Origin of the sequence: Salinithrix halophila (genome assembly GCF_042650125.1) — a bacterium.
GTDB lineage: Bacteria > Bacillota > Bacilli > Thermoactinomycetales > DSM-45169 > Salinithrix > Salinithrix halophila.
Map to the genome: position 1 here is coordinate 406,028 of NZ_JBHSAP010000015.1, position 25,658 is coordinate 431,685.

The following is a 25,658-nucleotide window of genomic DNA, read 5'->3' on the forward strand; positions in this document are numbered from 1 at the left end:
AAAATTCTGATCGCTGGATTATGACCGGCGCACAAGGGCCTCGATCTCCGTGAGGACAGGCATCTCTCGCCGTTCTTTTTCTGTTACTCGCTCCCAATCGATTCCTGTGGGTTTGGGAAAAGGACTCTTCGTTTCGAATACGTTGTCCTCCGTGGCGATCCAATCCACCGTCAGGTCGAAGGACTGGATGGGGATTTCCTCTTCTAATAACTGGAGAGGATGAACGGTGGAGATGACCGGGACGGGTGGATTGCCCAATTCCTGGATGATGGCGTATTCCCTATCGGCATAACCTTCACCCTTTCCCACTCGACGGCCGTCCCGGTTGACGGCGACGGAACCGATCACGATCAGGTCAATCCGGGGCAACTCCTTCAAAGGGAGTTCCCTGCCATATCGATGGATGTGGGAGAGGCTGGCGGCTTTCCGCTCTTCCCCTGAAGGGACCGACTCCGGCAGTACCTGGATGAAGCCGGCTTTCAGACGAGGGGTGGGGACGAGGAGCGTTTTTCCGTCCCGGAGCACTTGGGCTCGCAAAGGTAATTGTGGGGAATCCGGGTTCACCTTGACCGTTTTTGCATTCCGGTAGATTTCCATTTGTGCAACTTGGTCTGAGGCCCGTTCAGCCCCTTTGAAATTAGGGATGCGCCCCTGTAAAGGGAAAGGGAACCGGCCTACTCTTTCCTTCTCCATTCGGGCCCACACCCGCTCTCGGATCACCTGCTTCTTTCTCTTGGTCATTCTTGGTCCCTCCCAGGGGAATCTTCGGCGGGGGTCAGGAGCCCGATCGGGATCGCTTCCCGGATCCGCATATCCTCGTAGGTTCCCCAGGCCATCACACCGTTCAAGTATTCGACTCTGAAGAGATGCGACTCTCCTTCTACCTGGTAGAGATAACCCGGTCGGATGGTGGCGGGATCGGTTAAATAGGACTTGGCGAAGTTGATTTTTTGTCGGATCACCGCTACTTCTCCAGGCATGGATGAGCGGCGGGCTCGGCTCTCTTCCGTTTCAAGCCGACAGATTTCTTCGAGGAGATCCTCCCGGCTCATCCGGCTGTATTGATGCATGAGATATACCTCCCGATTTCGGTTTGCACACGTATTATACCAGATTGCCTGTGACGGTTTATGGCAGCGGGGAACGGGGGGAAGCTGTGATACAATGGACTTGCCGGCTTGATATTGCGACGGGGAGGGAGAACGCCTGATGTCTGTTATTCTGTTGTTCATCGATGGAGTGGGTTTGGGGGAGGAAGCGGATTACAACCCGTGGTATACGGTTCCCACTCCTCGGCTGGAGGGTATCCTGGGCGGTTCCTCTCTCGTTCGACGGGCGGCAGGGTCCCCCGCTCCCCATGTCACCTTGTTGGCCGCCGACGCCTGTCTGGGAGTGGAGGGTATTCCCCAAAGCGCCACGGGTCAGGCGACGATCTTTACCGGCCGCAATGCCCCGGCTGCGATGGGAACCCATCAGAGCGGGCTTCCTTTTCGCCGTTTACGGGAGTGGGTGGAGAGGGATAACTTGTATCATCATTTTTCTAGTCGGGGGCTTACTGCCGCTTTTGCAAACAGTTATACTCCGGAATATTTCGAACGGCCGAAGACCCGCCGGGGGTGGATCTCCGTCTCCACTGCAGCCGCAAAAAGCGGTGAGGGGAAGTTATTGACGCTGGAAGATCTGCTGACGGGGAGAGCGGTCTATCACGATTTGACCCGCCGGACATTGGCAAAGATGCGGCCCGAGGTGAAAGAGATCCAGCCGGAGGAAGCGGCCCGTCACCTGCTTGGCCTAGCTCGGCAACACGACCTGACGGTGCATGAATATTTCCTCAGCGATCTGGCAGGGCATCGCCGGGACCATGAGTTGATCGAGTGGGTGATCCGGACTTATGACCGTTTCCTGGGGGCTGTACTCGATGGGAAAAAAGAAGAGGATACCGTGATTTTGGTGAGTGACCACGGAAACAGTGAGGATTTCCGTGTAAGGACTCACACGCAAAACACAGTCCCCCTTTTACTCCTCGGTCGGGGAGCGGAGACGGTCGGGCGGTATCAGAAAGAATGGGATCTAACCTGTGTTGCGCCCCTTCTCTTGCAGGTGGCGGAGGCGTGTTCGCGGGTAAAATGGAAAGGGGAATAACATGGCTGAACGGTATGTACCCCAGGTGAGAGAAGCGGCCATCCCCGAAGATGGGGGATGGGCGGAACTCTCTAGGGAGAATGTGTTGATCCTGCATGTACCGGAATGGGAAGAAATCGTCAGGAAGTCCACGGAAGGGTACCGTTATGTCTGGATGTATGATCGAAGAGCGGATGCTTATCTCTTCTGTTTCCGCCTTTCGGACGGAACGGAACGGGCCGTCGCCTTTGCCAAAGACCACGGAGGGTTGTTACTCCAAGATGATCGAGCACGAGAGGAATTTTCCATTCTAGTGACGACCCAGCCGTTGGGGGAAGCAGAGGAAGATACACCGATGCTCCTTTTACGCGGAATCTCCCTCAAACAGCACCCCCGTGCTGGCTGGTAAAACGGGCAAGAAAAAGAAAACGAAGTTTTCCAGGGAGGCCCGTGGTTTACTTTGTCAGATTCAGAGCCGATCACGGACGAATGATCACTCGGGTACCGATTCCCACGTGGCGGCTTAAATCTTCCACATCTCGGTTGTACATACGGATACACCCTTTGGAGACCCGCTTTCCGATAGAAGCGGGTTTGTTTGTGCCATGAATTCCGTACCCTGGGCGTGATAATCCCATCCATAGGGTGCCATAAGGGCTGAGTTTGCCGCCGGGCCGACTGTAAGGATAGGGAACTTTATTAACTATGGTATAGGTGCCGACAGGTGTCTGGGTAAGCACTTTGCCAATGCCGACGGGATAGCTTTTCATTACCCGGTTTCCTTCCACGAGTGAAAGACGGCGGTCGGACAGATCGACGATGATAAATGGCACTGCAAAACACCTCCTTTCCTCATCCTATGAAAAAAAGGGTGTTTTGCCCCTCTGATGGGAACTCCTGACAGGAGGATATACTAATCTCACCGGTAACGAAAGGAGAGAGTTCCGTGAACTGGCTTTTGAAAGTGGTCATTTACGCAACGGTTCTTCATGCGGCCCATCTCCTCATCGGGGGGATTCGGTATTCCCAGATGCTCGCTCCGATGGGAATCGTCCTCTTTTTGGCTACGGTGGGTCACTTTGCGGATCAGTGGGTGCTCCCTCGGCTTGGTAATCTGAAATCTTCTCTCTCTGGTGGAGTATTTATGGCAGGGGTCATTTGGGGGGGCCAGTTTCTCTTCCCCGGATCTGTCGTTCGCATTTGGACGGCACTGTTATTGGGCGGAGTGCTGGGGGCTATCGAATATCGGATGCATAAAGATATTCTGAAGACAGAGATTTACTAAGTGAAGAGACAAGGTGTCAGCAAGGAGAAGCAGACATCGGATATATGAAAGTTCGCTCGGGTTGACTGGGATCCATCAATCATTCCATACAGGAAATTGGAACTTGCAAGCCCTTTTGAAGTGTGATACGTTATTATTTGTGAAATTGCGCTAGAAGGATCCAAGATTCACTTAAAGGGTTGGGACCTCTGAGGACTAACCTTCCCCCGTGGTGAACGAGCAGATCCTAGCGGAATATTGGCCAACACCAAATATTTCCTAGGAAGGGGGCCGAAAGATGGAGGAATACTCGACTTTCGGACGACATGTAGCCATGGATGCTTGGGGCGTTGATTTTGATCTGCTCAACGACGCCGCAAAGCTGGAGAAACACATGAAGGTTGCCGCGGAAAAATGCGGGGCGACAGTCCTTTCGTCTCAATCTAAGTCCTTTGAACCGCAAGGAGCCACCGTTCTCGTGCTCCTTTCGGAAAGTCATCTCTCGATTCATACGTATCCGGAAAAGGGGTTTGCAGCCCTGGATTGCTATACCTGCGGCTATGAGGTGGATCCGATGGTTGCCATCCAGTACATGATGGAGATCCTGAAACCGACCCAGGCCTTTGAAAAGGTGATGCGGCGCGGTGACGGTTCCATCGAGGTTGTTGAACCTGAACTGGCTATGCAACCGGTGAAGAAAGTCATCTGAACCTAGCCTCTCACGCCTCCTTACAGGAGGCGTTTTTAATTGCAGGAAAATGAAAGAGGAAAAAGGAAGAAACAGTCGAATTCAATGCTTGGAACGCGAATCGGAGGTGAAAAACCGGTGGGCTTATTGATTCGATGGGTTATAAAGACGGGAAGCTTGGCTGGTGGGTTGGCTGCCCTCTGTCTGGGGCTTTCCATCGTTCTACCAGGAGAGGGGGGGATTTTCTTCTATCGTCTGTCCCTCGTCTCTTTTTTTCTATTGCTTCCATCCATCGGTTTAACAGCATGGGGAGAATATCGCCGCCGGGGGCGGGAAGAGCGGAAAAGATCCGGCCATTCAAGGGGGCGGAAGAATCGGAAGAAGTCGCTATAAAGCTGGTTCGCTATCGTTTCGGTGCATTACATTCAGTGGCCCAGATCCCGCTCTCCGAGGAGGGGTTCTTTTTTTTGAGTTGGCGGCGGCTTGCAACTGGTAATCGAGAGGAAGACGGGTGATTGTGGTGGACGGGCCCCCAGGGGAAGTGCTATAGTCCAATTGTAAACTAAAAATTATAATAGGTTGACGATTGGAGTGGAGAAATCGATGACCTTATCCTACGAGGAATTGCTTGAAAAAAACCGGCGGTATCTGTGGAATCCCTTCACCCAGATGAAAGAATATTTCCGGGATGAACCCGTGATCATTGAACGGGGGGAAGGGGTGAAGCTGATCGATGTCAAAGGCCGGGAGTTCTACGACGGGAATGCGTCTGTCTGGCTGAACCCCCATGGCCACAACCGTAAGGAGATCAACGAGGCGATCATCGACCAATTGGGGAAAATCGCCCATTCTACGTTGCTCGGTTCAGCCAATGTACCTGCTCTCCTGTTAGCAGAGCGATTGGTGAAGATAACTCCGGAGCGGGTGGCCAAGGTGTTTTACTCCGATAGCGGGGCGACCGCTGTAGAGGTAGCCCTTAAGATGGCTTATCTCTACTGGAAACGCCGGGGGCGGGAGGAGAAACAGGTCTTCCTCAGCATGGCCAACGCCTACCACGGGGACACGGTGGGTGCCGTCAGTGTCGGAGGGATCGACCTTTTTCACTCGGCTTTCGACCGGTTGCTTTTTTCCGGGGAAAAGGTGTCATATCCCTATCCCTACCGTTATCCAGGCACCTTGGAGGAGTGCCGGGAAGCGTGTCTCCAGGAGTTGCGTGAGCGGCTGGAGGAGAAAGGGGAACAGATTGCCGGCCTCTTCGTGGAGCCGATGGTGCAGGGGGCAGGCGGCCTGATTATGATGCCGCCGGGATATCTGAAGGAAGTGGAGAGGCTCTGTCGTAAGCATGAGGTCCTGTTGATCGCCGATGAGGTGGCGACGGGTTTTGGGCGCACCGGTGAAATGTTCGCTTGCGACCATGAGGGAGTACAGCCAGATATTCTCTGTCTCGGGAAAAAGCTGACCGGTGGTTATCTGCCCGTTGCGGCTACCCTGGCCTCCGATGAGATCTATGATGCCTTCTTCGGTGACCACCAAGAGGCGAAAACGTTTTTCCACGGCCATTCCTATACGGGTAACCAGTTAGGGTGTGCCGCTGCCCTAGCCAGCCTGGATCTCTATGAACAGGAGGATCGGGTGGGCCACGTCCAGGAGATGAGCCGGTTCACCAAAGAAAGGTTGGAAAAGATAGCGGTTCTCCCCCATGTGGGAGAAGTTCGGCGGTTGGGCCTGATGATCGGGATCGAGTTAGTGAAGGACCGGCAGACGAAGGAGCCTTACAGCTGGGAAGAAGCGATGGGGGTACGGGTGTGCCGCCGAGCTCGGGAACTTGGATTGATGACCCGACCCCTGGGCCACGTGATTACCTTCCTTCCCCCGCTGGTGGTCACGCGGGAGGACTTGAAGGCGATGATTGACATTCTCCATCAGGCGATCCGAGAGGTGACCGGCCCGTGATCCGGGGGCGGGGGTTCTTTATCACCGCCACTGATACCGGTGTCGGAAAGACATGGGTGACGGCTGGACTGGCTCTCGCTTTGCGTGAGCGGGGGTATTCAATCGGGGTGATGAAGCCGGCCCAAAGCGGACACCGGCGGGAGGATCCCGAAGGAGACGGAATGATTCTCAAGCATTGGACAGGGGCCAAGGACCCGATCCATAAGATGGTCCCCTATAGCTGGTCGCTCCCGGTCGCTCCGGGCCTGGCGGCTCGGTTGGCCGGGGAAACGATCGACAAACATCATCTTTTGGAACGGCTGACTTCGCTGTCCCAACGTTACGATGCGGTCCTGGTAGAAGGGGCGGGAGGCTGGATGGTTCCACTGGGGATCGATTGGACGATCGCCGACCTGGCGGCGGATATCGGCTGGCCGGTCTTGATTGTAGCTCGTCCCAATCTTGGTACGGTCAACCACACCGCTTTGACCGCGATGGCTATCCGGCGTTGGGGACTGGAGCCGGTAGGTGTCATCCTTAACGGCTTACGCAAGGAGGAAAAAGCGCCGGATATCCCTTATAATCCGGAGCTGATCGAAGCTGTCGCCGGGGTTCCGGTGTTCGGGACGATCCCGTGGTTGGATGGAGAGCCGGATAGCTATCAACTGAAGGATGCGATCAGAAGGCACGTTGACGTGGCTCGGCTGGCTGGTCTCCTTGAGGGAAAGGGGATGGGAGGATGACTGATTGGGATCGGGACATTCGCCGCCGCCTGCATGATCTTGACGGTCAGGGGCTTCTAAGAGAGAGAAGACCTGTATCGAATGCCGCTTTCCCGGTTTTGGAACGAGAAGGAGCTTCTCTGATCAATTTTTCCTCCAACAACTACTTGGGGCTGGCAGGCAACACGAAGATCGTCCAAGCTGAAGGAAAAGGAGCGTATTCAGGGGCGGGAGCAACCGCCTCCCGCCTAATTACCGGCACTGACGAAGGCACGAAAATGCTGGAAAAGGAGCTGGCCACCTATAAAGGGACAGAAGCAGCACTCATTTTCGGAAGCGGGTATGCCGCCAACCTGGGAGTTCTGTCGGCGCTTCTCGGCAGGGAGGACGCCGTCTTCAGTGACCGGCTCAACCATGCGAGTATTGTTGATGGCATCCGGTTGAGCGGAGCCCGCTGCTTCCGTTACCGCCACGGGGATGCTGACCATCTGGAAACATTATTGCAGAAAGCGGACCGCCAGGGTTTCCGAAAAAAATTGATCGTCACCGATACGGTGTTCAGCATGGATGGTGATATCGCTCCTCTGGCGGATCTCCTAGAATTGAAGGAGCGATTCGGAGCAGCCCTGATGGTGGACGATGCTCACGGGGGAGGCGTGTTCGGCCCCGAGGGGAAAGGCGTAGTTCATCAGCTGGGTCTAGGGGATCGGGTCGACCTTCACATGGGAACATTCAGCAAGGCATTTGGTGTCTACGGAGCCTATGTGGCGGGCAGGGAAAACTGGATTCGCTATCTAGTCAACACAAGCCGCAGCTGGATCTATACCACTGCGTTACCGCCGGCGGTGACGGCGGGAATCGCGGCGTCTCTCCAGTTGGTTCGTCAGGGGGAGGACCTCCGCCAGTCCTTGCGGGAAAAGAGCAGGTGGTTTAGAAACGAACTGCAACGGGCGGGATTCGATACCGGGCCCTCTGCTTCCCAGATCATCCCCGTCATGGTGGGAGAAAACCGGGCATCCCTCCGCTTCAGCCAACGGTTGGCTGATCGGGGGGTACTGGCAGTGGGTATTCGCCCACCCACGGTGCCTAAGGGTACCGCCCGGATCCGGTTTTCCCTGATGGCCAATCACCGCTGCGAGGATCTGGAGCAGGCCCTCGAGGCCATCACAGAGACAGGTCGTGAACTGGGGGTGATCGCGTGAAGGAAGCAGGATCTTTTCTATGGGTTCCCGGCTGGTCAGCAGATTGTCGGGTGTGGGGAAAGCTCCCTGGCACGCTTTTTCCGGAAGGGGTTCACCGGATGATCGATTTCCAGGGTTGCGAGGATACGGAGTCGATTGAAACACAGGTGGAACGAGCCTTAGAAGGTCTACCGGCACCCATCCGGATTATCGGGTGGTCCATGGGAGCCATGGCAGCCTTGAAGCTGGCGGGAAGGCCCGTCAGCTCAATTCACTCCCTCTATCTGATCGGAGCCTGCGGCCAATTCGTGAAATCCGAGGAATACCCCTACGGCTGGAACCCTCGGGTGCTTCTCCGAATGGAGAGTCGTTTACAGACGGATGTGGAAGGGGTGTTGGAGGATTTTGACCGGCGAATGTTTTCAACGGAGGAACGGCACCAGAAGGAACCCGAACGGTGGAAGCGTACTTGCAGGGAAGGAAGACCGCCGTCTGTTGACTCTCTCCGTGCCGGGCTGGCTTATCTCAGAGATTACCGACTGGATCGCGAGAAAGAGCGAACGGAAGCGGCAGTGTATCTATTAAGCGGTACAGCGGATACCATCTGCCCGCCCGCATCCGCCATTCAGCTACAAAAGGTGCTGCCCCGGGCCGAAATCACCCTCTGGGAAGAGGCCGGTCACTTGCCGTTTTGGACACAAGAGGATCGGTTTCGGGAATGGCTGGAAAGGCGCGTTTATTCCAATGATTGATAAGACAGGGGTGATGCGCCGTTTCAGCCGCTCCTCGGCCACTTATGATCAGAACGCCGCGATCCAGCGGAAAATGGGCCTGGAATTGCTGGAGGCTGTTCGCCCTGCTGCGGGTAAAGTCCGACGCATCCTTGAAATCGGGTGCGGAACCGGTTTTCTGACAGAGGCGTTACGAAGGATGTTTGCCAGTGCGGAGCTGTTGGCTGTGGACATGGCCCCGGGCATGGTGGAGGCGGCACGGGCCCGTGTGGGTGAATATTCCGGGGTGACGTTCTTGGTGGGCGATGCGGAAGAGGTGAATTGGGCAGAGAAAGGTTCTTTTGATCTGATCATCTCCAATGCAACGGTACAGTGGTTTGCACGGCCCGAAACCACCCTCCGCCACTTGGCCGAAGCTTTGGAACCGGGCGGATTGGCTGCCGTTTCCACCTTCGGGCCGGGCACCTTTGGAGAGTTGCACACGCTCTTTCGCGAGGTGGAGGAAGCGTGGGGGATCTCTCCATCCAGGCACGGCTTAACCCTGCGGGGGAAAGAACACTGGGAGCGCCTATTACGGGAGGCAGGATTGGTCGCTGGGGGTTCCCATGCGCACCCCTATCGATTCACCTACGGAGATTGCCGCGGATTTCTCCGTTCCGTCAGAGGGATGGGGGCCAACCATAGTGAAGGTGGGGTTTCCCCCGTCATGGCTGGTCGGATCCTCTCTGAGGTGATGGATCGATATGACCAACGTTTCCGCGCCGGTTCCGGTGTATATGCTACCTATGAGGCGGTCTGGGTATGGGGAAAACGCGTATGATGGCAAGAGCCTGTAAAAGCCCCTTGCACTATGTGCAAGGGGCTTTTTGGGGTTTCTATCAGGACTTGAGGGGCTCTTTCGTTGCCAGTTGTCGGACCGCTTCCGGGCTTTCCTGAACCAAGGTGCGTTCGGCTAGGGTACGGGCATTATCCGTCTGCACGTTGCGAACCTCTTCTTTCACCTCGGGGATCGTCCCGGCGCTCATGGAGAGCTCATGAAGGCCCAAGCCTACGAGAACCTCGGTCATCTTGGGATCACCGGCCAGTTCTCCGCACATACCTGCGATGATCCCTGCTTCATGAGCGGCATCGCAGGTTTTCTTCACCAGGCGGAGTACGGCTGGATGGGCCGCATCGTAGAGGGGGGCCACCAGCTCGTTACCCCGGTCGGCGGCCAGGGTATACTGGGTCAGATCGTTGGTTCCGATACTCATGAAGTCGACTTCCTTGGCCAGGAGGTCGGCGTTGACGGCGGCGGCGGGAATTTCCACCATGATTCCGACTTTAAGGGAAGAGGCTGTTTCCACACCGTTTTGTTGCAGTTCCTGTCGGCACTCATCGAGAAGCGCTTTTGCTTCCCGTACTTCGGAGAGGTTCTCCACCATGGGGAACATTACCCACAGGTCCCCGTGAACACCCGCCCGCAACAAGGCTTTCAGTTGGACCTTGAAGATATCCGGGTTAGCCAGGCAGAAACGGATCGCCCGGTGACCGAGGAAGGGATTTTCCTCTTTGGGAAGTTCGGCGTAAGGGAGGTCTTTGTCCCCGCCGATATCCAGCGTCCGGATGACGACAGGCTTGTCACCAAAAGCTTCCAGAACTTTACGGTAGGCGCCGTACTGTTCTTCCTCCGTCGGCCATTGGTCGTTTTCCAAGTAGAGGAATTCGGTACGGAAGAGGCCAACCCCTTCAGCCCCGTTGTGAACGGCGGCTTCCAGATCGTTCAGGCTGCCGATATTCGCAAAGACCTGGATCCGTCGACCATCGGCAGTAAAGGCATCTTCATCCGCTTTTTTCAGAGCGTCTTCCCGCAGTTTCTGCTGTCGTTCCATTTCGGAACGGGCTTCTTTTTCCGTCTGGGGATCCGGGTTTTTGATAAGGGAGCCCGCTTCTCCATCTACGATCAGGGTGTCTCCGTCAGCGAGCTCCTCAAGGGTTTTACCCAGACCGAGAACGGCGGGGATACCCAGGGTCCTGGCCATAATGGCGGCATGGGCGGTTTTGGAGCCACGGGCGGTTACCATCCCTGCTACGCCGGGAGGAAACTGAGCTGTATCCGAAGGGGCCAGTTCCTCGGCAACGATAATGCTGCCAGGTTTCAGCATGGAGGGATCAAAGGGCTGGACTCCGGATAAGAGGAGGAGGATGCGAGTACCCACATCCCGGATGTCATCCGCACGGGCTTGCATATATTCGTCGGGAAGAGAAGCCAGCATCTGGGACATTTCATCGGTTACGTCCCGACAAACCGCTTCCGCATTCTTTTTTTGGTTGCGGATACGGTTTTTCATTTCCCCAATGTAGGCAGGATCCTCCATGAAGGAGAGGTGGGCGTCAAAAATGGCTGCCTCTTCCTCGCCGATTCGCTCAGCCGTGGTTTGGCGTAGCTGTTGGATCTGGGCTTTGGCCTGTTGCACCACTTCTTCAAAGCGTTTTATCTCCCCGTCGGGATCGGAAACCGTTTGCGTTTCTACTTTCGGGCTTTCCTTCCGCCACCAGACGACCTGTCCGATGGACAGACCGGGTGCGGCTCCCACTCCGTGATAACGTTCGGCGGTCATAGTACCCCTTCCTTCCATGAGGTGATTTATTCGCCCAATCCGTTTTCGATCAGTTGACGCAGAGAACGGGCTGCATCGGCTGCGTCGTCCCCTTCAGCACGGATAACTAATTCATCGCCTTTTCGGACGGACAGGGACATCACACCGAGCAGACTTTTGGCGTCGGCTTGTTTATCCCCTTTAACCAGTTGGATCTGACTTTGGAACTGGCCGGCTCCTTTGACGAGAAGGGCAGCTGGACGGGCGTGCAGTCCAGTTTCATTTTGTATGGTCAATGTCTCTTCGTGTGTCATGGCGATTCCTCCATTTGTGCAATAGGATTTTTATGGATTTCCGCAGATTTTTTGGGGCGCGTCTTTCGTATCAACGAGGACGAACCCCTTTGTACAAGGGGAAACTTCCGTATCACCCTTTTACGGCAGGTGAGGAGAGAAGACCGCACTCTTTCTGCGGCCATGAGGCGGTCCTTCCTACAAACTCCATTGTAAAAAGAAAGGGAAGAGAAAAATCAAGTGGAAAACACTGAAACTTCCCAGACATGGAGTCAAAAAGGAAATCAAGAGCAGTAAAGGGCTTTCAATGCCTGGTTCAGTACGGCACAGCCATCCATGCGGGCGAAAGCCCGGGGATCCACTGGAACGATAGGGATGTCGGTGATCGTTTTCTCTAATTCTGTCTGAAAGTGGTGGACGTGGGGCTCCAGTAGAACCAGGTCATAATCAAGCGCTTTCTTCCTGGGCGCAGAGACAGAGGCTGGCTCGATCTGAAGCAGAATTCCTCTTTCGAAAGCGCAGGCTTGAATTCTGCGGGACAGGAAAAAAGAAGAAGTTCCCAAACTGCACAGGATGAGAAGTCGGAGTGGCCGTTCCTTCATCCCATGCCTCCTTCCGAGAGATAAAAGTCTTTCATACTTTGTACCGACAGGCTTCCACTCATGCGCGGTTCTTTCCGATTATGAAAGATGAGAACCACCGATCCATATATTAAAGCAAATTCCATGCCAATTTAAACCCCCGCCTTTGATGACGGGGGTTTAAATTTCTTGGTGAACGCTTTTGCACACCTATTTGCACGGTAGGGAGATGTTTTTACCTCCTTAACAGTTCTGGGGGGTATGGGAGAGGCAGGCCAATTCCGCAGCTATCTCTGGTGGAAAGACGAAGGAAAGCCGCTCTGAGAGGCGATCAAGAATTCGGTACCAGGCCTCACGGTGACGTGAGTCTCCTTCCTTGATTTTTCCAGAAGGGGTTTCGCGGATGTGGTTTTCTCCCGTAATCCTTTCTTGCAATATCTGATCGATCTGGAGGCCAAGGTGGATCCACAGTCCGAGTTCACGGTCCGGATCGAGAGACAGAAAGGGGCGTTCTTCGGTCATAGCTTCCTCCATTATACGGCAAAAAAGGCGTGGGTTGAGGTGGACAGCGGTTTCAGACAGTCCGGCTTCGGCTAGGGATGTAATCTCTCCGACTTGGATGGGCTGAGGCGTTTCTTCCTCCGGAGAGGGATCGGGACGCGTGGTCTCCAACAGCCTTTCGAGACGGGCCGGCCCCTCAGGTTGAAGGAGTTCCCAGGCAGGGATAAAGGGGATCCCGTTCAGTTGAGGGGCGACCGTTCCTATGACTGCAACTAACCGATACCGATCGGCTAAATGTTCTAACAGAGGGGAGGGGCTGTTTCCTGGTTCCAGGCTGACGGAACGTACTCGGACATCGGGATGGGCGGGAAGGATACGCTCCCGGATCCAGTTTTCCAGGGTGAGGGCTGCTCCCTCGCCTGTTAGACAGACGGTAGCGATCACGCGATGGGAGTCCGGTAAACCCTGTTCCTTTTCCTTCTCCGGTCGGCTGCTTCTGCGGACAGCTTCCGTCAAAGAGGCGAGAGAGCGGCCAGGAAGCAGGGATTTGCGTCCGGCATCGATGACCATGGATAAGCTGACATCAGACAAGGTTTCAATGGGAATTCCCGTTTCGCGGCTGACCGCTTCCCCAATGGTTGTGAGAGACCCAATATCCGTCAGCATCAGCACTCCGCTTCCTCTATTCACTCCAGACACTTTTTCCCGGATGCGCTTGAAGGCGGCATCGGGGGGATGAGTAAGGGGCATATCCACGGAATGGACCCGCTCTTCCCCCAGGAGAGCGTTGGCAACCTCTGCCATGGAACGGGCGGCGGATTCACCGTGGGCTGCCACCAGAACGGAAACTGGAGCCTCTTCTCCGAAAGCGGGAGCCGAATTACGGGGGGAGAGAAGGAGAGCGATCAGATCGACTTCTCCATCGGATAAGGTGATGGAGAAGCGCTTTTTGACCCGATCCGCTAAAAGACAAGCTGCCTGACGGCTGGCGGACGGGAGTTTATCCGCCAAAGGAAGAGGGGGATGGTCTGGGGAGCGATCTCCTTTTATGAGTGCCTGAAGGTGAAGGCCGAGGGCGGCTAACAGATGGGGAGCCGCCTGCCCCTGGAGCGGGGGAGTGGTTTCCGCTATTGTTTCCCGAATCAGCTTCATCAGGGAATCATCGATTAGCCGGTCCTCTTCCTTCCAGGGCTTATAGGGCTTTTCCGTTTCTCGGGCCAGCTCCTCTTGGAGTTGGCGGATTTTTTCATAGGGGCTAAAGCCGCGTTCGTCCAGTTCACGCTCCCGGCGGATCAGGGTTTCATAGAGGTTGGAAGGCCGGGATATTTCGGGGCTGGGATAGGAGTTCGGGCCAGGTTTGGTCTCTTCTGGGGTTTGGTATTCACGAAGGGCAGCGGCTGCGGTATCAGGCAGATCTTCCCGTAGAAGAGTGACCTCCTCCTCACGACGATGGAGCCGTCGCAGAAAGGCTCGAGCACATGCTGTCTGGATGTCGCTTTTCAACTGGCCGGTATTTCCTGGGCATTCGTAAGTAAGAAATGCTCTGCGGCATTCAGGAGTGATGGATAAAGCGGTGCCCATCGCCTTGGATTCCCGATGGAGAAAGAGACGGAGAAGACTTTCCCGCTCTTCCGAGGTCCGCTCCCGCAGGGGAGGCAGGGCGAGCCGGACGGCGAACCGCCGGAGAAGGGTTGGAAGGAGTGCCGATTTCGGATCTTCCGTCGTCGCGCCAATCAGGATGAGAGAAACTGTACGCTCTGCTTCTGTCTCACCTAGCCTCCGGTAACGCCCCCGATCCATCAGGTGAAAGAGCATTTCCTGACCGGCGGGAGGGAGGCGGTGGATTTCATCGAGAAAAAGCATGCCTCCCGCCGCCCGTTCAACGAGGCCGGGCCTGTCTGAGGACGCTCCGGTGTAGGCACCTTTTTTCACGCCGAAGAGTTGTCCCATCAACAGATCCGGGTTATGGGCATATTCAGCACAATTGAAGGAAATGCGGGGGGCGTCGGAGGTCAGCCGCCCCTGCTTACAGGCCAGGCGGAACAGGGTTTGGGCGAGGTGGCTCTTGCCGACACCGGTTTCTCCATGAAGCAGGAGAGGAAGTCCGTTCGGAGGGTACATCACGGCAGCCATCGCCTCCTGGAGGATGGGACCCAGGCTTCCTCCGGCCACTGAAGGAAACTCCTCCTCCGGAACGGGTTCCTCGGGGTGGATAATGGATGGTTCATCGCGAAGCGGGCGACGGATGGCAGGAAGATAACAGACGGGCCGGCCGGGCTTTTTGACCGCGCGGCCCTGCCGGGTCAATGTGTTGAGGTAGCGGCTGACAGTGGAACGGTTAAGTCCGAGACGGTCGGCGGTTTCCTGGGCCGTCACGCCCAGGGGGTGATCCCTAGTCAAAGAGTGAAGCACCTCTTCCACTCGGTCGAGTTGTGTCACGATCAATCCCTCCGTTTCTCTTCATCATACACACTTTGCACACAAATGGGGAGGGGTTGGATGTATTCGTATAGGTAATTATCACCTAATTTATATCAAGTGTTGGAAGTTATGGAGTTCGAATGAAAAGAGAGAAAGCGGGATAAACCCCATAAGATAGAGGGTTATGCTTATTTTTTGTCAGATGGACTAAAAGCAGAAAAGAACAGTGAACGGATGAATTTCCTGAAACTGTAACCTTGGCCGCCTCCAAATCTATGTTACCATGCATGTTGGTGATGGGTTTTAACAAGACCAACTATAAAAGGGAGGATTCGATGTTTAAAACCAATATTTTGAAGAAAGTGGTTGTTTTTGCTGCTGCCTTTGCTTTGGTAGGAACCGCCTCTCCTCTGGCTGGTTCCGCACATGCGGCATCCAATCAGTTGAATGCCAATCAGATGGTCCAGGATATTTTCGCCAAAGTTCTAGCGATGCAAAAAATTCAGAAATCCAACTTGCCTTCTAAGGGTGCTCAACAAACAGCTTCTGCTGATAACCAGTCTTCTGCCGGTAGTCAACAATCAGCTCCTGCTGCCGATCAGTCTTCTGCCGGTAGTCAACAATCGGCTCCTGCTGCCGATCAGTCTTCTGCCGGTAGCCAGCAATCGACTCCTGCTGCCGATCAGTCTTCTGCCGGTAGTCAGCAATCGACTCCTGCTGCCGATCAGTCTTCCGCCGGTAGTCAGCAATCGACTCCTGCTGCCGATCAGTCTTCTGACTTCGGTGACCGGATCATCGCCACCGGTGAAAAATACCTTGGCACCCCTTATAAATTTGGAGCTAAATCTGGACAAACCAACACCTTCGACTGTTCTTCCTTTACCCAATATGTCTTCGGACAAAATGGAGTGAAATTGCCCCGAACTGCTGAGCCTCAGGCTGAAGTAGGCACGGAAGTTCCCCGCAGTCAAATGAAGAAAGGGGACCTCGTCTTCTTCAAGCTGAAGGGGCGTGAGCACTTGGGAATCGAACACGTAGGGATCTATGCCGGTAACGGTAAACTCCTTCACACTTGGGGTCCGGGCGGTGTTCGCTACGATGACATGAGCGACCGCTGGTTGGACTGGGGCTTCGTGAAAGCGACGCGTGTCCAGCCCTAAACAAGGTGAAAAGTGAAAGAAGTCCAAACCAAACCCTCCTTCCCTTCTGGGACGGAGGGTTTTTCTGTTTTCTCTCCTCCGTGAACCCAGACCAAAGGGAAGTCGGGGGCATACACTAAGGGCGACACGCCTGTTGGTTGGGGAAATAGGAGTAGAGGGGAGGAAGGATGGATCGATGATACGCTGGATGTGCAAGGGGAAGATCCACCGGGCCACCGTGACCGAATCCGACCTCGATTATGAGGGGAGCATCTGCATGGATCGGGAATTAATGAAAGCGGCTGCCATCCGCCCTTATGAGATGGTTCAGGTGACCAGCTTAAGAAACGCCGCTCTATGGAGAACCTACGCGATTCCTGTTCCGGATCCCGGGAAAGTGGCGCTCAACGGTCCACCGGCCCATTTGTTTAAGCCGGGCGATCTGGTGGTCATCCTGAGTATGGCTTTGGTGGATGAGTCCCAACTATCGGGGTTGCGGCCTAGAGTGGTTTTAGTCAACGAAGAAAATCAGATCGTCGGTTTGAAAGAGGTGGATCTCCAAGAGAAGGAATGGGATGCGTGATGGGGAAAAAAGGATATAAAATGGGGGTTCATCGCACTCTGATGGGAGATGCGGCATTGGCCCCCGCGTTGCCGGAGACCCGATGGTTCAATGAAGAAAACCTGTGGGGACTTTTGGAGCGCTATCGGTCTGTTATTTTAAAACCTTCCGGAGGAACCGGAGGGTATGGCGTCATCCAGGTAACTGCACTGGGGGATGGCCGGTTGGAAGTCCGTTTTGGTCCTCGGAGACAGGTTTTTATCAACCAAAAAGCAGCCCTCACCCGCATCAAACAGGGAATGCAACACCGAACGCTATACCTGGTCCAGCAAAGGATTTCTCTCATTGAAGTGGGAGGATGCCCGGTTGATATCCGGGTGATGGTGCAGAGGAAAAAAGGGAGCCCTTGGCAGGTAACCGGTCATCTCGCAAAAGTGGCGGGGCAAGGATATATCGTGACAAACATCGCGCGTAGTGGGGGAAAGGTTTTACCCGTACACCGGGCTATTACGTTATCGTCGGCAAAGGGAATCTCACCGAACCGGGCCGTGCGGGATCTATGTGATACGGCTCTCCGTGCAGCCCAGCGCTTAGGTCGATTTTCTCCTCGGAGCCTGATCGCCGGTTTCGATATGGGGGTGGATCGGAAAGGGAAGGTGTGGATCATCGAAGCCAATCCCAAACCGGCCTTGTCCCTTTTCCTCAAGTTGAAGGATAAGAGCATGTACCGTCGGATTATCAGTTTTCCCCGAGGATATGGATAATTGAATGGGAATGTCTCGATAACCCTTCCACAAGTGGAGGGTTGTTTGTTTATCGGTCATCATAAGTCTTCCTGCCTATTCCACTTTTAGCCGATCGGACTGTTATGCCCCCGGTCCGTTTTCCCAGTCCCTTCTTAATGATAAGATAGAAGAAAGGATAAGATTGAAATAGGAAGCTGTATAGGAGGGGTGGGTTTGCGGAGGAATGTTCGGAGCACGGTTTCCTGCCTTCTTGCTTTCCTTTGGCTGACGGGATGTGCAGCCCCAGAGCCGGACAAGCAGGAGATCCACCTGCTAGCTGCGTCGAGCCTGACCGATGCGGTCAAGGAGTTGGAAAAGCGATACGAAACTACCCATCCTCATGTAGATATTTTACCTAGCTTCGCCTCCTCTGGGAAGCTGAAACAGCAGATCCGGCAAGGGGCTCCGGCGGATGTCTTCTTATCAGCCGGTGAACGAGAGATGGATGAACTGGAACAATCCGGCAAGCTTCTCCCAGGAGCTCGAAGCGACATCTTAACCAACGAGCTGGTACTGGTGGTCCCGAGGAACGGGGGCGAAAAGGTTCAGAGCTGGACCGATCTGACACCGGAACGGATCGGTAAGTTGGCTGTGGGACAGCCGGAGACAGTACCAGCCGGCCAGTATGCAAAAGCCGCCCTTGAGAAGGACGGCCGTTGGGGGAAGCTTCTTTCCCGGATCGTTTTCGCTTCCAACGTGCGGCAGGTTCTTGCTTTTACCGCTTCAGGAAACGTGGACGCTGGTCTGGTTTACCGGACGGATGCCAAGGGAGAGGAGAGAGTGAAAGCAGTGAGTAAAGCACCTAGGGGAAGCCATCCGCCCATTCGTTATCCAGGGGCAGTGTTAAAAGGTTCAGACAACGTGAAACAAGCTTCTTCCTTTTACCGTTGGTTGAAGGGAGACGAAGCGGTCGCGGTGTGGCGAAAGCACGGTTTTAGAGGGATAGCGGCCCAACCGTCGTCATGACATACGAAGAATTTTGGTCCCCTGTCCTGCTTTCTCTGCGTGTCGCCTTGACTGCCGGGGCTTTTGCGTTTTCGGTGGCGGCTGTTACTGCTTGGTGGATGGCGGGGCGCCGGTTCCGAGGGAAGACGCTTCTGGAAACTCTCATGATGCTGCCGCTGGTTCTTCCACCGACGGTAATCGGCTTTCTCCTCTTACTCGTGCTGGGTCGGGAGAGTGTGACCGGAAGAATGTTGGAGACGATATTTTCCCAATCCCCTGTTTTTACTTGGTGGGCGGCGGTTATTGCTGCCGGGGTCGTTTCCTTTCCCCTCATCTACCAGACAGTAAAGACGGGGCTGGAAGGGGTAGAGGGCGAACTGGAGGAGGCAGCCCGTACGATGGGAGCAGGAGAATGGCAGGTGTTCCGTTTCGTCACCCTTCCGCTCGCCTGGCGGTCCTTGGTTACAGCGGCGATCCTTGGGCTTGCCCGAGGCCTGGGGGAATTCGGCGCGACATTGATGGTGGCCGGCAATATTCCAGGAAGGACCCAGACTGTGCCGACAGCAATCTATCTAGCGGTTGATGCCGGGAACTGGGTTTTAGCTGCGGCCTGGGCCGGAACGATCATTAGCATTTCCTTTCTCCTTCTCGCATTGGGTGGACGCCTGGCCCGTGGGAATTGAGAGAACAGGCTCCCGCTTTGGTTATCCGGTTGTGGACAGCTTGTCCGCAGGAATCACGAAGGGTTTTACTGTTCTCCCCATGGACGCTGGAGATTAAAACAAAAATCGACTTCCGCCAAATAGGAGCAAGAGGATAAACAAGCATAGCAGGATGATCATATAGATATTGGCACCGAGTCGCTTCAAGACATACCCTCCTTCAGCCAGGGGTGGCTTGATTGTTTAAGCGGAATATTTTATGATACCTCAATGGGGAGACTCTCCTTTCTATGACGAACCGGACTTTGTTTTGGAAGAAAAACTGATAGTCCGTACAGGGAGCCGCCTTTCGGCGGTGAACATCCGTGGATTCAGTCCGCCTTTACCCAGTTACGAATAGTGTAACATGAACCGATCCCGCTTATCAGGCGGGCCGATCGATATATGGCATGATATAGTTCAACGATTTTTCTTTTAGCCTATCAGATTGAATCAGGTGGGGAAACCGCTCTAACGGTGTTTTGCTCATCAGCACGGGTACCAATCAGCGGAGGTGGCGCTAATGTGGGTTGAGATCGGAAATCAACTCAGACAAGCCCGTGAAGCGGCAGGATGGTCGATCGAAGAATTGCAGGATAAGACGCAGATCGACAGTGTTTCTTTGAAGGCGTTGGAAAGCGGGGATTTTAATAGGATTTCCAGCCCTTTCTACGTCCGGTCCTATATCCGTACGTATGCAAAAAAGGTGGGATTGGAGCCGACATATCTTTTAAAACACTATCGCCCCCATAAGGAGGGAGAAGACGAAGGAGATTCATCGGGTAGCGGGTTACAGCACACGGGGACTTTCAAGCCGACGCAGCAGACCTCGTCCTTCCAAGCGTTACGTGGGCCAGAACCGGGTGAATCACCTTCTGCGGGCTCGGGACGGTTTCAGACGATGCCCTCTCCCCAACCTTCTCCAGATGGAAATTACGATCCTTTCCATAACATGAGGGAGGAACCGGAGGAAACGGAAAGCGTAGAACCAGCTGCCACTCTTGCTCTTGAAGGAGAGGAAACTCCCTCACGTTCCCGCTCCTCCAAAACGAAAAAGTGGTCGGTCTCTGAATTGACCCAGTCGTTGAAAATGCCGGCTTTCAATAAAAAGTCGGAGGAAAAGCGGGAAGAAAATTTCCCAGAAGGCGAAGCCACAGGTAGCATGGAGCGACCTGAGCTAGGAAGCGGTCTCCATCCACAGGTAGGTGACACGTTTCCCCCCCGGTCCGGGGAAGGGGAGGTCTTTTCTCAAACCGGCACGGACCATCGCGATTCTGTTGAAAGTGGTTGGCAGCAAGCGGGGCAGGAAGGGCTTGATGAACAAGGGACCGGTAGATTCAACCCTTCCCTGCCGCCCCGGAACGGGGAGGGGCTAACCGACGGATTTGTATCCGAGTCACAAACTCTCCCGCCTAGGGGACAGGCACAGTCGGAGGAATACCCGACTTCGTGGTACGACGGACAGACCGGCCCGAACACCGTCTACGGTAAAGAAGAGGGAATCGCCTCTTCCCGTCGGGGAGATCCTTCCTCATCGAATCTTCCTGCTCTCCTTCCCACTGCTTCCGAGAGCGGGGTCATGTCACGTTCAGGGTCCCGGCGGCAACGGGCAAGAAAAGTCATTAATGCCGGAAAAGGGTTTGCCTTCCCTAAGACCCCATTAGGCCGCATCGCCATTGCTGTTGCTTTGGTTATCATCTTGATTCCCATGACGGTTTGGGCGGCTAGCTCTTTCATGGAGGAACCGGCTAAAAGTAACAAAAAGAATACCTCTTCCAATTCAGAAGACGGAGCTACTGCCACGTCGATGGATGATCAGAGCGGTGGAACTGCCCGTCTGTTGTCAGTCAGCCAGGGGGCCACAGTTAGTGAGTACAAACTGAGCGAACTGGACGCCGTCGCCTTTGATTTCAAGGCCTCGGATAAAAGTTGGGTGCAGATCCGGGAGAGCCGAAATCCTGACGGTGGGTATTTAAAAGATGTCACGCTGAAGCCGGGGGAAGAGTTCTCCTTTAAACACAGCAAAAGTGTCACCAAGGATCTGTGGGTGACCATCGGTTCACCCAGTAATGTTGAAGTGATGATTAACGGCCAGGCTGTTAAATCCACCAAAACCATTCATATCATCAAAAGCGATCAGGGAAGCCAGTAACAAATAGGATCGATGCTCAAGGGAATGCCCTTTTTGGCATTCCCTTTTTGGTGTGTTTTGACGAGGTTTTCCAACCGTGATATACTCAAAACGCCTTTTGTCAACTGAATATAAAACTAGGTTGACGAAACAGGAGGATTATTTTTTGAAAGGTTCTGAAGTTCGTATAGGGTTTTAAGCAACGAAATGGTAGGATGGAGGAGAAAACATGATCCAAGGGGTTCAATCACGGACCAATCCCTGGGAAGTACTGGCGGATAAAGTGCTGAAGGGCGAAACGATTTCAACAGAAGAAGGGCTTGCCGTTCTTCGAAGTGACGATCATGAGTTACTCTCTTTGCTCCAGGCAGCTTTTCGGGTTCGGTATCACTTTTTCGGGAAAAAAGTGAAATTGAACATGATCTTCAATGCCAAGAGCGGTCTGTGCCCGGAGAATTGCGGCTATTGTTCGCAGTCGATCGTCTCCGACGCCCCCATCGAAAAATATACGCTACTCAAAAAGGATGTACTGGTAGCGGGAGCACGAGAAGCGATGGAACGGAAGGCAGGCACTTATTGCATCGTGGCTAGCGGTCGGGGACCAACAGACCGGGAGGTGGAAGAAGTGTGTTCGGCGGTGCGCGAAATTAAGCAGGAACTGGGGATGAAAATTTGCGCCTGCCTGGGGATTCTGAAGGAGGAACAGGCTCGCCGTCTGAAAGATGCCGGCGTCGATCGCTACAACCACAATCTGAACACCAGTGCTAGCCATCATACAAACATCACCACATCCCACACCTATGAAGATCGTGTGGGAACGGTGGAGAAAGTGAAAAAGGCGGGGATCTCTCCTTGTTCAGGGTGTATCGTAGGGATGGGAGAGAGTGACGAGCAGATTATGGAGATGGCCTATGAACTTCGAAGGCTCGATGCTGATTCTATCCCGGTCAATTTTCTTCATGCTATTCCGGGCACCCCACTGGAAGGGATGGATGAACTGGACCCCCGCCGTTGTCTGAGGGTGTTAGCCTTGTTCCGCTTTGTCTGCCCGCCCAAGGAAATTCGGATTTCCGGAGGGCGTGAGGTGAACCTCGGTTCGTTGCAACCCCTTGCTCTCTATCCAGCCAATGCACTTTTTGTCGGGGATTACCTGACGACAGAAGGTCAAGTGGCGGATCAGGATCACCAAATGATCCGAGATCTTGGCTTTGAAATCGAGGAATTTGCCGGTTAACCTTTTCAACTGCGGCCGTATGGAGGGAACCCTAAGGGATCGGGTGAAGGAGCGGGATGGACGTGAATGGGGAAAAAGAGCGTATCGCCCGGCAATTCAACCGGCTTGCTTCCGAATATGACCAGGTGGCCGTGGCCCAAAGGCGGATGGCTCACCGGATTATGCAGATCCTGGAGGACAAAGAGGTCGAGCCGAAAGAAATACTGGAGATCGGTTGTGGAACAGGATATCTAACCCAACTGTTGACGGAACGCTATCCCGAGGCCCGATTTACCGTGGTGGATATCGCAGACCGGATGGTGGCGGTAGCGCGGGAACGGACGGGAAGGGCTAGAGATATCCAGTTTGTCGTGGAAGATGTGGAGGAATGGAGTTGGAGGCCGGATCAGTTTGATCTGGTGGTTTCTAACGCGGTGCTCCATTGGTTCAGTCAGCCTGCAGCCTCTCTCCGAGGGATGGGTGCTGCACTAAAACCCGGCGGTTTTTTCATCGGGTCCACCTTTGGACCGGACACCTTTCAGGAGCTGGGTGAGATCCATCGGGACTTAGAACGGACGGAGTCCCTGCTTCTCCCTTGGGAACACGCGACCTTGGTGAATCCCGGTGAGTGGGAAGGGTTCCTGCGATCTGCTGGCATGGTCGCCAGTTCTCAGGTTTGTTGGCATCGGATTGATTATCCCAATAGTTATCATTTTTTACAGGCTATCCGGCGGATGGGCGTGTGTTACGAGGTCAACTCCGATCACGATGTCGGGATTGAGCCGAAACTGGCCAGCGAGGTGATGAGACGGTATGACCGAGCTTACCGGAACCGGGATGGGGGAATCTATGCCACCTATCAGTTGATCCAGGTTTTCGGACACAAGCCGGAAGCGGTAGGTGCCGATTCGGAATAAGAAGAGAAGGAGTAGGGGGACAGCGATGCTGACGAAAGCCGCAGCTGGCAATCCCCCGTTTTTATTCTGAAGAGGATGAAAGGCCCGGAGAATTTCGGAAGGGGGCAAACACGATGGAACTGATCTTTTTGGGCACGGGAGCGGGCATTCCTTCCAGGGAGCGGAACGTTTCTTCGGTTGCCCTTCGGCTTACGGCCTCGAAGGGCACTACCTGGCTCTTCGATTGTGGAGAAGGAACGCAACACCGCATTCTCGATTCTCCGGTGCGCCTTTCTAAGGTGGAACGGATTTTCATCACTCATTTGCATGGCGATCACATCTTCGGGCTGCCGGGCGTCCTAGGCAGCCGTTCCTTTCAGGGGGTGACTTCTCCTCTTACGCTTTACGGCCCTGAGGGTTTGGGTGACTTCGTGGAAGCGGCGCTAGCGGCCAGCCGGACGTTTCTTCGTTATCCCCTAGAATTTGTCAAGGTGGAGGAAGGAACCGTCTTCGAGTGTAAAGGCTTCCGTGTGATTGTCGGGGAGTTGGAGCATGGGATCCCCTCTTTCGGTTACAGGATTGAGGAGCCGGATTACCCGGGTGAACTGTTGGTGGAGGCACTGCGCCGGGAAGGGGTGTCCCCTGGCCCTCACTTTGCAACGCTAAAAAAAGAGGGAAACATCACGCTTTCCGATGGCCGGATCTTGCAGGGAAGAGACTATCTCGGCCCCTCCTTGCCGGGGCGTAAACTGGCTCTTTTCGGGGACACCCGACCGACGTCCCGTGGAGTAGAGCTCGCCCGGGATACGGATCTTCTCGTTCACGAAGCCACCTATGCCGCCGGTCGAGAGGACCTGGCCCGGGAACATTTCCATTCGACGGCGATCCAAGCGGCTGAGACCGCTCGGGACGCCGGGGTGAAACGGCTGATTCTCACCCATGTCAGTACGCGCTATTCGAAGGAAGAAGCGCAGGAACTCGTTCAGCAGGCCAGGAGGATCTTTCCTAAAACCGTGATGGCCTATGACCAGGCTGTTTTCTCTGTGGAGAGGCAGTAACCGAGAACTTTCACGAACACAAAAAAACCGCAGGACGAATCGCCTGCGGTACTCGAATCCTCATGAAGCGAGAGCGGCCACGATTTCGTGATCTTTGCGGTTCGCGAGGTTTTTATCCAGGATTTTATTCGCCTGGAGATGGAGGTGGTTTTCCAACTCACGGGTCGCTCCCTTTTCGCCGGTCAGAATGATACGTTGCCAATGATGACGTTTAGCGAAACGGTCGATGCGGGGAGCGAGGCTTTTCAACCAACGTTGTTGGATAGCCTGGTACCGATCATCGTATTTGTCCCGCTTGGTATTGTTTCCGCTACCCATGGAAGCATCGGCCTTATGGGGTCCCTCATGCTTTTTCCAATCCTCAGCTTCGGGATCCCATTCATATTGGTCAGAGGAAAGGATTGTTCCCATCTCGGTGGCGATCACCCGCACACTCTGATTTTGAACCAGGATGATGCCTGTCAGAGGATAGCGGTTGGTAAGCTCATAGAAGGGCTCCAATACGGCCTTTTCCTCCCAGCGGAACTCTGTCTCCACCGGAACGGAAAGGATGTGGACTTGCCAGACGGATCGGTCTGGATTGGCAAACAAAAGGAGGCCCTTCTCCATCTGAGGTTCTCGTTCGAGGACTTCTTTGTTCACGTGTTTTTTCAGGGAGGAGAAAGCTTGTTGTTCGTCAGGACTTCCGCTTTTTCCGATTGCCTCCTCCAATCGTTTTAATCCGTTTTTTAACCGGATTTTCCATTCTCCGGCCTGTTGCTCCGGGCTACTTCGATCCGTGTTCAGGTAGAGGCTTAGGATTTTCCGGGGTCCCTCTCCCTGGACATCTTCCAGCTGGTTCAGTGTGTCTGCAAATGCCATTCTGTCACACTCCTTTTTTAACCGGCAACTTGGATAGCCAGAAACGACTGACTTTGATTCTAAGGGGCCTTAGTAAGACCATTTCCGCTTAGGAACGGGTGGTAAACGGAAAATTACGGCCCAGAAGATAACACCTGATACATAGTAGAGCGATACCTTGGATCGATCGGTCATGGTGTTGAAAAAAGAGGAAAACCGGAACATCTTGTATGGAACACCGCTGTCCGGCGGGGCCGATTTCGACAGCGATCGCAGCCTGGGCCCATGGTTTAAAACCTCATTTTCACGATAAAGTTCACGGTCTCCCTACAACAGTAAGGAGACCTTATTTTTGTTGAATCCCATTCAATGAT

General features: G+C 54.4%; 27 protein-coding genes. 19 read left to right on the forward strand and 8 right to left on the reverse strand.

Annotated features, from left to right (window positions below; genetic code table 11):
• Positions 1-18 precede the first annotated feature (18 nt).
• Entirely contained in the window at positions 19-741 is a 723-nt protein-coding gene (locus ACFOUO_RS12220) for a 5-formyltetrahydrofolate cyclo-ligase (protein ID WP_380705391.1), read from the reverse strand.
• Positions 738-1,070, reverse strand: a complete 333-nt coding sequence (locus ACFOUO_RS12225) for a DUF1811 family protein (protein ID WP_380705392.1) — start codon at positions 1,068-1,070, stop codon at positions 738-740. The genes ACFOUO_RS12220 and ACFOUO_RS12225 overlap by 4 nt, the downstream gene beginning before the upstream one ends.
• A 139-nt stretch (positions 1,071-1,209) precedes the next feature.
• On the opposite strand from ACFOUO_RS12225, the gene ACFOUO_RS12230 reads away from it, so the two are divergent.
• Positions 1,210-2,142, forward strand: coding sequence for a hypothetical protein (locus ACFOUO_RS12230; RefSeq protein WP_380705393.1), 933 nt, complete (start codon positions 1,210-1,212; stop codon positions 2,140-2,142).
• A gap of 1 nt (position 2,143) precedes the next feature.
• Positions 2,144-2,530 carry a hypothetical protein gene (locus tag ACFOUO_RS12235; protein ID WP_380705394.1) on the forward strand — a complete coding sequence of 129 codons (387 nt, stop codon included), beginning with the start codon at positions 2,144-2,146 and terminating at the stop codon, positions 2,528-2,530.
• A 70-nt stretch (positions 2,531-2,600) separates the two neighbouring features.
• Here the strand turns inward: ACFOUO_RS12235 and ACFOUO_RS12240 are convergent, their stop codons facing one another.
• Positions 2,601-2,945, reverse strand: coding sequence for a L,D-transpeptidase (locus ACFOUO_RS12240; protein WP_380705573.1), 345 nt, complete (start codon positions 2,943-2,945; stop codon positions 2,601-2,603).
• Between the two features lie 122 nt (positions 2,946-3,067).
• On the opposite strand from ACFOUO_RS12240, the gene ACFOUO_RS12245 reads away from it, so the two are divergent.
• The 8 genes from ACFOUO_RS12245 (at position 3,068) to bioC (ending at position 9,459) form a co-directional block, all read left to right on the forward strand.
• A complete protein-coding gene (locus tag ACFOUO_RS12245; RefSeq protein WP_380705395.1) occupies positions 3,068-3,406 on the forward strand; it encodes a DUF2512 family protein in 339 nt (112 codons plus the stop codon).
• 277 nt (positions 3,407-3,683) lie between these two features.
• Positions 3,684-4,094 (forward strand): adenosylmethionine decarboxylase, encoded by a 411-nt coding sequence (gene speD, locus ACFOUO_RS12250; RefSeq protein ID WP_380705396.1) that lies wholly within the window; start codon positions 3,684-3,686, stop codon positions 4,092-4,094.
• 117 nt (positions 4,095-4,211) lie between these two features.
• Entirely contained in the window at positions 4,212-4,466 is a 255-nt protein-coding gene (locus tag ACFOUO_RS12255; protein ID WP_380705397.1) for a hypothetical protein, read from the forward strand.
• A gap of 210 nt (positions 4,467-4,676) precedes the next feature.
• A complete protein-coding gene (gene bioA / locus ACFOUO_RS12260; RefSeq protein WP_380705398.1) occupies positions 4,677-6,026 on the forward strand; it encodes an adenosylmethionine--8-amino-7-oxononanoate transaminase in 1,350 nt (449 codons plus the stop codon).
• A complete protein-coding gene (bioD, locus tag ACFOUO_RS12265) occupies positions 6,023-6,748 on the forward strand; it encodes a dethiobiotin synthase (RefSeq protein ID WP_380705399.1) in 726 nt (241 codons plus the stop codon). The genes bioA and bioD overlap by 4 nt, the downstream gene beginning before the upstream one ends.
• Entirely contained in the window at positions 6,745-7,929 is a 1,185-nt protein-coding gene (bioF, locus tag ACFOUO_RS12270) for an 8-amino-7-oxononanoate synthase (RefSeq protein WP_380705400.1), read from the forward strand. The genes bioD and bioF overlap by 4 nt, the downstream gene beginning before the upstream one ends.
• The gene (locus ACFOUO_RS12275) at positions 7,926-8,660 is read left to right on the forward strand and encodes an alpha/beta fold hydrolase (protein ID WP_380705401.1); all 735 of its coding nucleotides are present in this window, start codon (positions 7,926-7,928) and stop codon (positions 8,658-8,660) included. Before bioF ends, ACFOUO_RS12275 begins: the two co-directional genes overlap by 4 nt.
• Positions 8,653-9,459: a malonyl-ACP O-methyltransferase BioC gene (bioC, locus tag ACFOUO_RS12280; protein WP_380705402.1), complete on the forward strand. Its 807-nt coding sequence runs from the start codon at positions 8,653-8,655 to the stop codon at positions 9,457-9,459. The genes ACFOUO_RS12275 and bioC overlap by 8 nt, the downstream gene beginning before the upstream one ends.
• Before the next feature lie 58 nt (positions 9,460-9,517).
• Here bioC and ptsP read toward each other — a convergent pair whose 3' ends face one another.
• The 4 genes from ptsP to ACFOUO_RS12300 all read right to left on the reverse strand — a co-directional run bounded on the left by ptsP (position 9,518) and on the right by ACFOUO_RS12300 (position 15,032).
• Positions 9,518-11,239, reverse strand: coding sequence for a phosphoenolpyruvate--protein phosphotransferase (gene ptsP / locus ACFOUO_RS12285; protein WP_380705403.1), 1,722 nt, complete (start codon positions 11,237-11,239; stop codon positions 9,518-9,520).
• Positions 11,240-11,265: 26 nt separating this feature from the next.
• On the reverse strand, positions 11,266-11,532 hold the full coding sequence (locus tag ACFOUO_RS12290; RefSeq protein ID WP_380705404.1) for an HPr family phosphocarrier protein: 267 nt from the start codon (positions 11,530-11,532) through the stop codon (positions 11,266-11,268).
• Between the two features lie 263 nt (positions 11,533-11,795).
• A complete protein-coding gene (locus tag ACFOUO_RS12295) occupies positions 11,796-12,113 on the reverse strand; it encodes a PTS sugar transporter subunit IIB (RefSeq protein ID WP_380705405.1) in 318 nt (105 codons plus the stop codon).
• A 222-nt stretch (positions 12,114-12,335) separates the two neighbouring features.
• Positions 12,336-15,032 (reverse strand): sigma 54-interacting transcriptional regulator, encoded by a 2,697-nt coding sequence (locus ACFOUO_RS12300; RefSeq protein ID WP_380705406.1) that lies wholly within the window; start codon positions 15,030-15,032, stop codon positions 12,336-12,338.
• Positions 15,033-15,349: 317 nt separating this feature from the next.
• Here ACFOUO_RS12300 and ACFOUO_RS12305 point away from each other — a divergent pair, with 317 nt between their 5' ends.
• The 9 genes from ACFOUO_RS12305 (at position 15,350) to rnz (ending at position 24,444) form a co-directional block, all read left to right on the forward strand.
• On the forward strand, positions 15,350-16,174 hold the full coding sequence (locus ACFOUO_RS12305) for a C40 family peptidase (RefSeq protein WP_380705407.1): 825 nt from the start codon (positions 15,350-15,352) through the stop codon (positions 16,172-16,174).
• A gap of 175 nt (positions 16,175-16,349) precedes the next feature.
• A complete protein-coding gene (locus tag ACFOUO_RS12310; RefSeq protein WP_380705408.1) occupies positions 16,350-16,736 on the forward strand; it encodes an aspartate 1-decarboxylase in 387 nt (128 codons plus the stop codon).
• A complete protein-coding gene (locus ACFOUO_RS12315) occupies positions 16,736-17,479 on the forward strand; it encodes a YheC/YheD family protein (protein ID WP_380705574.1) in 744 nt (247 codons plus the stop codon). Before ACFOUO_RS12310 ends, ACFOUO_RS12315 begins: the two co-directional genes overlap by 1 nt.
• A 195-nt stretch (positions 17,480-17,674) precedes the next feature.
• Positions 17,675-18,466 carry a molybdate ABC transporter substrate-binding protein gene (gene modA, locus ACFOUO_RS12320; protein WP_380705409.1) on the forward strand — a complete coding sequence of 264 codons (792 nt, stop codon included), beginning with the start codon at positions 17,675-17,677 and terminating at the stop codon, positions 18,464-18,466.
• Positions 18,463-19,128, forward strand: a complete 666-nt coding sequence (gene modB, locus ACFOUO_RS12325; protein WP_380705410.1) for a molybdate ABC transporter permease subunit — start codon at positions 18,463-18,465, stop codon at positions 19,126-19,128. Before modA ends, modB begins: the two co-directional genes overlap by 4 nt.
• Before the next feature lie 541 nt (positions 19,129-19,669).
• The gene (locus ACFOUO_RS12330) at positions 19,670-21,298 is read left to right on the forward strand and encodes a helix-turn-helix domain-containing protein (RefSeq protein WP_380705411.1); all 1,629 of its coding nucleotides are present in this window, start codon (positions 19,670-19,672) and stop codon (positions 21,296-21,298) included.
• Between the two features lie 208 nt (positions 21,299-21,506).
• Entirely contained in the window at positions 21,507-22,511 is a 1,005-nt protein-coding gene (gene bioB, locus ACFOUO_RS12335; protein ID WP_380705412.1) for a biotin synthase BioB, read from the forward strand.
• A gap of 62 nt (positions 22,512-22,573) precedes the next feature.
• The gene (locus tag ACFOUO_RS12340; RefSeq protein WP_380705413.1) at positions 22,574-23,407 is read left to right on the forward strand and encodes a methyltransferase domain-containing protein; all 834 of its coding nucleotides are present in this window, start codon (positions 22,574-22,576) and stop codon (positions 23,405-23,407) included.
• A 113-nt stretch (positions 23,408-23,520) separates the two neighbouring features.
• Positions 23,521-24,444, forward strand: coding sequence for a ribonuclease Z (gene rnz, locus ACFOUO_RS12345; protein ID WP_380705414.1), 924 nt, complete (start codon positions 23,521-23,523; stop codon positions 24,442-24,444).
• A 60-nt stretch (positions 24,445-24,504) separates the two neighbouring features.
• Here rnz and ACFOUO_RS12350 read toward each other — a convergent pair whose 3' ends face one another.
• Positions 24,505-25,305, reverse strand: coding sequence for a VLRF1 family aeRF1-type release factor (locus ACFOUO_RS12350; RefSeq protein WP_380705415.1), 801 nt, complete (start codon positions 25,303-25,305; stop codon positions 24,505-24,507).
• Positions 25,306-25,658: the final 353 nt, after the last annotated feature.

Coding starts and splice junctions, on each gene's coding strand:
- bioA (WP_380705398.1), top strand. CDS start 4,677: ATGACCTTATCCTACGAGGAATTGCTTGAAAAAAACCGGCGGTATCTG.
- bioB (WP_380705412.1), top strand. CDS start 21,507: ATGATCCAAGGGGTTCAATCACGGACCAATCCCTGGGAAGTACTGGCG.
- ACFOUO_RS12225 (WP_380705392.1), bottom strand. CDS start 1,070: ATGCATCAATACAGCCGGATGAGCCGGGAGGATCTCCTCGAAGAAATC.
- ACFOUO_RS12350 (WP_380705415.1), bottom strand. CDS start 25,305: ATGGCATTTGCAGACACACTGAACCAGCTGGAAGATGTCCAGGGAGAG.
- modB (WP_380705410.1), top strand. CDS start 18,463: ATGACATACGAAGAATTTTGGTCCCCTGTCCTGCTTTCTCTGCGTGTC.
- ACFOUO_RS12330 (WP_380705411.1), top strand. CDS start 19,670: ATGTGGGTTGAGATCGGAAATCAACTCAGACAAGCCCGTGAAGCGGCA.
- ACFOUO_RS12235 (WP_380705394.1), top strand. CDS start 2,144: ATGGCTGAACGGTATGTACCCCAGGTGAGAGAAGCGGCCATCCCCGAA.
- bioC (WP_380705402.1), top strand. CDS start 8,653: ATGATTGATAAGACAGGGGTGATGCGCCGTTTCAGCCGCTCCTCGGCC.
- ACFOUO_RS12230 (WP_380705393.1), top strand. CDS start 1,210: ATGTCTGTTATTCTGTTGTTCATCGATGGAGTGGGTTTGGGGGAGGAA.
- ACFOUO_RS12305 (WP_380705407.1), top strand. CDS start 15,350: ATGTTTAAAACCAATATTTTGAAGAAAGTGGTTGTTTTTGCTGCTGCC.
- rnz (WP_380705414.1), top strand. CDS start 23,521: ATGGAACTGATCTTTTTGGGCACGGGAGCGGGCATTCCTTCCAGGGAG.
- ACFOUO_RS12290 (WP_380705404.1), bottom strand. CDS start 11,532: ATGACACACGAAGAGACATTGACCATACAAAATGAAACTGGACTGCAC.
- ACFOUO_RS12310 (WP_380705408.1), top strand. CDS start 16,350: ATGATACGCTGGATGTGCAAGGGGAAGATCCACCGGGCCACCGTGACC.
- ptsP (WP_380705403.1), bottom strand. CDS start 11,239: ATGACCGCCGAACGTTATCACGGAGTGGGAGCCGCACCCGGTCTGTCC.
- ACFOUO_RS12220 (WP_380705391.1), bottom strand. CDS start 741: ATGACCAAGAGAAAGAAGCAGGTGATCCGAGAGCGGGTGTGGGCCCGA.
- bioF (WP_380705400.1), top strand. CDS start 6,745: ATGACTGATTGGGATCGGGACATTCGCCGCCGCCTGCATGATCTTGAC.
- ACFOUO_RS12295 (WP_380705405.1), bottom strand. CDS start 12,113: ATGAAGGAACGGCCACTCCGACTTCTCATCCTGTGCAGTTTGGGAACT.
- ACFOUO_RS12315 (WP_380705574.1), top strand. CDS start 16,736: ATGGGGAAAAAAGGATATAAAATGGGGGTTCATCGCACTCTGATGGGA.
- speD (WP_380705396.1), top strand. CDS start 3,684: ATGGAGGAATACTCGACTTTCGGACGACATGTAGCCATGGATGCTTGG.